We start from the raw sequence: 7,813 nt of genomic DNA, 5'->3' as shown, positions 1-7,813 counted from the left end.
GTCGGATTTTTCGCTTTGCTCAACAACTCGTGCATATCCGACAGTACAATAGTCTTGTTGTTTCCGGTCAACTTGTTGGCTTTAACTTAGCCATCCAATTTCTACACCTTTGTCAGCCAACGATATAAATCTACAATGCAAATGTGCCGGCGGATCTGCGCTCCGCCGGAAATAAGTATCAGGATTTTCAATCCGCTGTCTTCCTTTTTATTATTCAACGATAGCATGATGCAGATTGATGTGTAGAAAACAAATCTGAATGTTTTTCGGATCTCGGTGCAGGCTGATTATGGAAAAAATCGGAATGCTTTTCGGATCACAAATTAGCTGCGCTGACCTTCGGTTCTTATATTCTATGCTGTCGGATAGCATATCCGACAGAACAATAGTTTTGTTGTTTCCGGTCAATTTGTTGGCTTTAACTCCTTTAATTTCTCGATATACGTCATCTTGTTTTTACCTTTTGATTTAAATTATTTAACTTTAAAAATAAAGTATGTTAATTGTATGTTACTTTTACACTTATTCTCCGTCTAATATCGGAAATACTTGAAAATTTAATTAGGTTTAAACACGTTATATATGAAAAAATCATTGGCAATTATGGCCGCTGTGACAGGACTGTGCGCACAGCAGGCTATGGCTCAGTATCCTCAGATTACGCCCGAAGCAAAGGCTAAGTTTGAGGCACAGCGTGCCGAGTGGGAGGCTCATTCAGACTCTGCTTGGCAGGTAGCGTTCCCCATCGTAAAGAAAGAGGCCATGGAAGGTCGCCCCTATGTGCCATGGGCATGGCGTCCTTACGACCTGAAGCAGGCCAAGATACCTGCATTCCCCGGTGCTGAGGGCGGCGGTATGTACACTGCCGGCGGACGCGGCGGCAAGGTGCTCGTCGTAACCAACCTCAACGACGACGGTCCCGGCTCATTCCGCTGGGCTTGCGAGCAGGGCGGTGCGCGCATCATCGTGTTCAACGTGTGCGGTATCATCAACCTGAAGACTCCTATCATTCTGCGCGCTCCTTACGTTACCATAGCAGGACAGACAGCTCCCGGCGACGGCGTGTGCATTGCAGGCGAGTCGTTCCAGGTGAACACTCACGACGTTATCGTGCGCCACATGCGCTTCCGCCGCGGTAACACACACGTGTGGAACCGTGAAGACTCTTTCGGCGGCAACCCCGTAGGAAACATCATGATAGACCACTGCTCTTGCGAGTGGGGACTTGACGAGAACATCTCTTTCTACCGCCACATGTTCGACATGGGCGACGGCAAGCCTTCGCGCAAGGAGCCTACAGTGAACGTTACAATACAGAACACTATCTCGGCTAAGGCGCTCGACACATACAACCACGCCTTCGGCTCTACCATCGGCGGCGAGAACACCACATTCATGCGTAACCTCTGGGCCGACAACACAGGCCGTAACCCGTCAATAGGATGGGGCGGTGTGTTCAACTTCGTGAACAACATCGTATACAACTGGGTTCACCGTACTGCCGACGGAGGCGAGTTCTCTACAATGAGCAACTTCATCAACAACTACTATAAGCCCGGACCTCTCACTCCGAAAGATTCGCCTATAGGCTACCGTATCGTAAAGACTGAGAGCCGCAGCAAGAACCTCTTCCCGTATCAGCAGTTTGGCCGCGTTTATGCCATCGGCAACATCATGGAAGGCAACGAGGCTGTTACAAAGGACAACTGGGACGGCGGTATACAGATTGCCGACAAGGACCTGAAGGGCGAGGGCGGCATTCCTGAGGACGTTATGGCCCTGATGAAGTCTAACGAGCCGTTCCCTATGGCTCACATGACCATCATTCCGTCTGAAAAGACATTCGACTACGTGCTCGAGAACGTAGGTGCAACGCTGCCTATACGCGACATCGTTGACCAGCGCATCATCGAGGAGGTTCGCACAGGCAAGGCTTACTATGTGAAGAAGCTGCCGAAGGAGAATCCTTATGGCGACATGTGGGGACTGAGCGACAAGTCGAAGAACGAGGACGGCTTCTTCAAGTATCGTCGTCTGGACAAAGACTCTTACAAGTACGGCATCATAACAGACCCGGCTCAGATGGGCGGATATCCCGAATATAAGGGTGAGCCCCGCGTTGACACCGACGGCGACGGTATGCCCGACGAGTGGGAGATTGCCAACGGTCTTAACCCCAACGACCCGAGCGACGCCAACGGCGACTGCACAGGCGACGGATATACCAACATCGAGAAGTATATCAACGGCATCAGCACCAAGGTTAAGGTTGACTGGACTGACCTGAAGAACAACCACGACACTCTGGCCGGAAAGACAAAGCTGTTCTAATAAAAAGTAGTTAAAGAAGTTAGAGGAGTTAAAGTAGTTAAAGTCAAATGTCTTGCGGCTGTTTACGATGTCGTCAAGGCTTTATTTAAAGACTTTTAGCTACGTTAGCTCCTCTAATTTTTGTTTATGACAATGCTTCTTGCATAATCATAAGAAATAAGATAAATCTTTGTTGTATATCTTATTTTCTATTCAATTTATTTGATATTTTTAATCGGCACTTTCCTTTTTAGTGCATTTGGCTTTAACTCCTTTAACTCCTACGAAGAAAGGCATTTGGCTTTAACTCCTTTAACTCCTTACATAGTGCGGCATCTCCTCCGGTATCACCATCGAAATCTCTACCAGGCCGGCCACTTTGCCGTCGCGTTTCCACGTTGTCTGATATATCATTTTCTTCACTCCGTTCTTCTGTATCGTGTACGAGTTAGTGCCGTCTGTGGCCATCAGTTCGCGTATCTTGGCCTGCGACTGCGGGCTGTGACATTCGAACATGTTGTGCCCAATCAGGTCGCCGTGGCTGGCAAACGTGGCGCGCGATTTCTCGTTCATATACAGTATTTTTCCCTCTGTGTCGCACACTGTTACGGCACAGTGCATCTGCTCGGCCCATTCGTCGTCGTAGAACGGTTCAAAGAGGTCGAGGCTCTCGTCGTCAATTTCTTCTTCCATTATAAATTTCAGATTTTTAAGTTCTATGTTAATTACGTCAAGATCAAGTTTGTAGTCTTCAATGCGCTCACCCTTTTTCAGCCCCAGTTCAGCCCTTATGCGGCGCGCTTCCGCGCTGTTAGGCTTCGTCTCGAGCGTTTCCTTCAGCATCTCGTAGCCCATCGGTCCGCCGCAGTTTTCGGGCGGGCAGCAGCCCTTTCCGGCGGTGCATACAGGGTGAGGATAAATCACGGTCAGAATGTCCTCGAGCACTATCTCATGCACCCAGTCGTCGCCGAAGTCGTAGACATACAGCAGTTTTTGGCGGTCTGTGCCGAACACGTCGCAAAGCTTTGTTTCCTGCTCATCAAGGCTTTTTCTGTACATATTGCTGTCTACGTTGCTTAACATGTCGTCATCGTAGCATCTTGAGCTTATCTCAAAGTTGCCTCCGTAGGGCTTATCGCCAAATCTGTGCAGGTGTTCGTTGTTCCATCCGAAGCTTATCTGTATTGTATGGTGAAATTCTTCAAAAGTGCAGTTCTCTGGTATGATGACTCTTCGCCATACAGGCGGTTTCTTCACGTTCAGCAGTTTAATCTTAAATTGGTATGCCATAGGTTAGATGAAATTAGGTATTATTGTATGGCAAATATAATGTTTTTTGGCGAATAATTAAGTGTTGAGGTGTTTAGTTTTCCATACTTTTTTGTTTTCGCCCTCTCATGCCGCTTTTTAGTGTTGCGCTAATTAGGTTTTATTTTATAATCTTACATAATGCGACATTCTTGATGGCATTTTTATCGGCTTTTACTTTATTATTTCATTTTTGGTAATTGGGTTTGTCATGCTCTCAGTTATGTCAAAATATTTTTGCATATCCATTGTTTTACATCAGTTGTAGTGTTGTAGGTCTGAAATTATATTATATCCCGTCATTTTCAATGTTTTTATCTATGAAATACTGTGTTTTTGCAGAAAAATATTTACATTTGCATTGTGTATGTGATCTGAATCTAATGCATTACGACATTTTGGAATAAAGAAGCGTTATGCTTGTCTTATTGATGCAACTTGAGAAATTTCTAATTGGATATAATGGCGGGATGATGACTCGCATTTATGGTGTGAGCTATTGTCATAGCATCTGTATTTAAGAATTTTTTCATGATTTACATTGAAGATGTTGGCGTAGCAGTCTCACGCTTCAACGTATATTAAAGTGCCTTGTTGGGACTGGCAGGACAGGAGATTTTTTACTATGAAAAAGTTGTTTTTATTGTTTCTTGTATTGTTAACATGCGTTGTGTCATATGGGCAGGAAGTCTCTAGTGTGACACGTTTTCTTGGAATACCTATTGATGGCACAAAAGCAGAGATGATAAGTAAACTCAAAGACAAAGGGTTTACCAGCGTACCTGAGACTGACGGAATGCTTGAAGGTGAATTTAATGGAAAGGATGTTTATGTTATTGTTCAGACAAATAACAGGAAGGTTTGGCGTATAGCTGTTATGGATAAAAATAAATGTGATGAGGCGCAAATAAAAATTAACTTCAATAATCTTTGCTATCAATTTGAGAATAATTCGAAGTATCTTGGTATGGCTGATCAGATGATACCAGAGAGCGAAGATATAAGTTATGAGATGACGGTTAATAACAAACAATATCAAGCTTCGTATTGTCAAAAACTGAATGTAGAAGGTGATACGCCGAGTAGTATGTTAAATCGTTTAGTTTGGTTTACTATAAATAGAACATATGGAGAGTATTGCATTTCTCTTTTTTATGAAAATCGTTATAATATGGCTAATGGTGAAGATTTGTAATTATTGTCATTTATGGTAATAATTATGTAATTAGCAGATTTTCAATAACTTGTAAAGGGCAGTCTTACGCAATACGGAAGACTGCCCTTTATTATATGACATGTAGTTCATCATGGAGTATGAAGCATGGTTTAAATTACTTTTCACTCTTCACTTTTCACTTAAATTTAGTGTGCTTCAAGCCAGTTGGAGCCCCAGCCGCAGTCGGCAACTAATGGTACGTTGAGCTTGTATGCGCCCTGCATTTCTTCGAGCACTATGCGCTCAACGGTCTCTTTCTCCTCAGGCACAACGCTGAAGTTTAGTTCGTCGTGCACCTGCAGAATCATCTTGGAGCGCAGATTTTCGTCCTTGAAGCGCTTGTAGATGCGCACCATGGCCACCTTTATTATGTCGGCGGCAGAGCCTTGTATAGGGGCGTTGATGGCGTTGCGCTCGGCAAAGCCGCGCACCGTGCCGTTGTGCGAATTGATGTCGGGCAGATAGCGGCGGCGACGGAAGAATGTCTCTACGTAGCCCTGTTCGCGCGCCGTCTGCTTGGCCTTCTCCATATATTCGTGCACCTTCGGGAAGGTGATGAAGTAGCCGTCTATCAGCTGCGACGCCTCCTGCCGGCTGATGTCCAGACGCTCTGCCAAACCGAACACCGTGATGCCGTATATTATGCCGAAGTTGGCGCGCTTGGCCTTGGTGCGCTGGTCGCGCGTCACGTCGGCAATGTCCTCTTTGTATATCTTTGCTGCCGTTGCGGCATGTATGTCGTGGCCAGAACGGAAGGCCTCTATCATGTTTTCGTCGCCGCTCAGATGAGCCATCACGCGCAGCTCAATCTGACTGTAGTCGGCCGAGAAGAACAGGCTGCCTTCCTCGGGTATGAACGCCTTGCGTATCTCCTTGCCGTCCTCGCCGCGCACGGGTATGTTCTGCAGGTTAGGGTCAGACGAAGAGAGTCGGCCGGTGGCAGTGGCGGTCTGGTTGAACGATGTGTGTATGTGTCCGGTCCGCGGGTTTATCAGCTTCGGCAGCGCGTCGACGTATGTGCCTAACAGCTTCTTTAATCCTCTGTGTTCCAGTATCTTACCCACAATCTCGTGCTTTCCGCTGAGCTGTTGCAGCACCTCTTCCGACGTTACATATTGTCCCGTCTTTGTCTTCTTGGGCTTCTCCACAATCTTCAGCTTGCCGAACAAAATTTCGCCAACCTGCTTGGGCGACGCTATGTTAAACTCTTCGCCCGCCAGCTCGTATATGCGCTTCTCTATGTCGCTGAGCCTCTTTGTCAGAATCTCCGACGTTTCGGCCAGCGCCGCCGTGTCTATCCTCACTCCGTTTAACTCCATCTCGGCGAGCACTCGTACCAGCGGCATCTCTATTTCGTAGAAGAGTTGGGTTACGCCTACCTCTTCGAGTTTCGGTTCAAGATAGTTTTTCAGTCGCAGCGTTACGTCGGCGTCCTCGGCAGCATAGTCGACGATCTGCTCGGGCGGCAGGTCTCTCATCGACTTCTGCTTCTTTCCTTTCGGTCCGATAAGCTCCTCTATGTGTATGGTCTGATATCCGAGACATGTCTCAGCCATGTAGTCCATGTTGTGGCGAAGCTCCGGCTGGATGAGGTAGTGGGCTATCATCGTGTCGAACAGCTGACCTGTCACGCACACACCGTAGCTTGCCAGCACCTCCATGTCGTACTTGATGTTTTGTCCGACTTTAAGAATTTCGGGGTTTTCGTATAGCGGTTTGAATATGTTAACTATCTTTTGCGCTTCTTCACGATTGGCAGGAACAGGCACGTAGAACGCCTCAAATTCCTTCACAGAGAAGCTCAAACCGACCAGTTCGGCATCGATTGCGCTCGTTGAAGTGGTTTCTGTGTCTAGACTGAGAATTTTTTTTGTCATGAAAAAATCACAGATTTTCTTCATTTCTTCCTCATTATCAATGAGTTTGTATGTGTGAGGCAGTTCGTTTAACGCTCTCAGACTAGCGTTTTTTGAAAAAACTTGGCCGTCGGTCGGATTTTCTGCGAATAAATCGAGTTGAATTTGAACGCTTTTTTTATTATTTTCAGCTTTGTTAAGAAACTTGTCTGCGAGCGTCTTAAACTCCAGTTCGGTGAAGATTTTGCGAAGTTCGTCGGCGTCGGGCTCGCTCACCTTCAGTTCGTCGAGGTTGAGCTCAACCGGCACGTCGGTTTTTATCGTCGCGAGGAATTTCGAGAATTTTATCTGCTCGGCATTCTCTTCAACTTTTTTCTTCAGTGCACCCTTCAGCTTGTCGGTCTGCTCGAGCAGCTGCTCCACGCTGCCAAACTCGTTGATAAGTTTCACGGCAGTCTTCTCGCCGACGCCCGGACATCCCGGAATGTTGTCGGCCGAGTCGCCCATCAGTCCAAGGAGGTCGATCACCTGACTTGTGTTTGCAATGCCATACTTGGCGCACACCTTCTCGGCATCGAGCGTTTCGTATCCTCCGCCGTGGCGCGGGCGGTACATCATGACGTTCTCTCTTACCAGCTGTCCGTAGTCCTTGTCGGGCGTAAGCATATATGTCATCACGCCTTCAGCCCCGGCCTTGAGCGCCAGTGTGCCTATCACGTCGTCGGCCTCGTATCCATCGGCTTCGAGCACCGGTATGCGCATGGCCTTGAGCAGGCTCTTAATGATGGGCACAGCGCGACGTATGTCCTCGGGCGTCTCCTCTCTCTGTGCCTTATATTCGGCGTAGGCCTCGGTGCGGAAGGTAGGGCCGTGGGGGTCGAAGGCCACTCCCAGATATGTGGGTTTTTCTTTCGTGAGCACTTCGTGCAGCGTGTTGCAGAAGCCCATCACGGCCGACGTGTTGAGCCCTTTAGAGTTGATACGGGGGTTCTTTATAAATGCGTAATACGAGCGGTATATCAGCGCGTAGGCGTCAAAAAGGAACAGCTTATCCATGTAATATGAGTTTTTTACGTGTAAAATTACTAATTTTTTAGCATTAATCCGATAAAATAATTACTTT

The 7,813-nt window shown here is 47.1% G+C and carries 4 protein-coding genes and 1 pseudogene; 2 read left to right on the top strand and 3 right to left on the bottom strand.

The features are described from left to right. Positions 1–582 precede the first annotated feature (582 nt). Complete coding sequence (locus tag ACU52_RS04015; RefSeq protein WP_053397845.1) at positions 583–2,331, top strand: polysaccharide lyase; 1,749 nt, start codon at positions 583–585, stop codon at positions 2,329–2,331. 291 nt (positions 2,332–2,622) lie between these two features. On the opposite strand, the gene ACU52_RS14975 is transcribed toward ACU52_RS04015, so the two are convergent. Together ACU52_RS14975 and ACU52_RS14970 are read right to left on the bottom strand one after the other, a co-directional pair. Continuing rightward, entirely contained in the window at positions 2,623–3,003 is a 381-nt protein-coding gene (locus tag ACU52_RS14975) for a PAS domain-containing protein (RefSeq protein WP_053397859.1), read from the bottom strand. A 93-nt stretch (positions 3,004–3,096) separates the two neighbouring features. After that, positions 3,097–3,600: pseudogene (locus ACU52_RS14970) on the bottom strand (plasmid pRiA4b ORF-3 family protein); the annotation flags it as partial. A gap of 643 nt (positions 3,601–4,243) precedes the next feature. Between ACU52_RS14970 and ACU52_RS04005 the strand changes: the two are divergent. Beyond that, the gene (locus ACU52_RS04005) at positions 4,244–4,813 is read left to right on the top strand and encodes a hypothetical protein (RefSeq protein WP_053397844.1); all 570 of its coding nucleotides are present in this window, start codon (positions 4,244–4,246) and stop codon (positions 4,811–4,813) included. Between the two features lie 167 nt (positions 4,814–4,980). On the opposite strand, the gene polA is transcribed toward ACU52_RS04005, so the two are convergent. Beyond that, a complete protein-coding gene (gene polA, locus ACU52_RS04000) occupies positions 4,981–7,746 on the bottom strand; it encodes a DNA polymerase I (RefSeq protein WP_053397843.1) in 2,766 nt (921 codons plus the stop codon). Positions 7,747–7,813: the final 67 nt, after the last annotated feature.

Origin of the sequence: Xylanibacter rarus (assembly GCF_001275135.1) — a bacterium.
Lineage (GTDB): Bacteria > Bacteroidota > Bacteroidia > Bacteroidales > Bacteroidaceae > Prevotella > Prevotella rara.
Note: the sequence above shows the minus strand (reverse complement) of the source record. Positions and strands in the feature narration are given on the sequence as shown.

Coding starts and splice junctions, on each gene's coding strand:
- ACU52_RS04015 (WP_053397845.1), top strand. CDS start 583: ATGAAAAAATCATTGGCAATTATGGCCGCTGTGACAGGACTGTGCGCA.
- ACU52_RS14975 (WP_053397859.1), bottom strand. CDS start 3,003: ATGGAAGAAGAAATTGACGACGAGAGCCTCGACCTCTTTGAACCGTTC.
- ACU52_RS04005 (WP_053397844.1), top strand. CDS start 4,244: ATGAAAAAGTTGTTTTTATTGTTTCTTGTATTGTTAACATGCGTTGTG.
- polA (WP_053397843.1), bottom strand. CDS start 7,746: ATGGATAAGCTGTTCCTTTTTGACGCCTACGCGCTGATATACCGCTCG.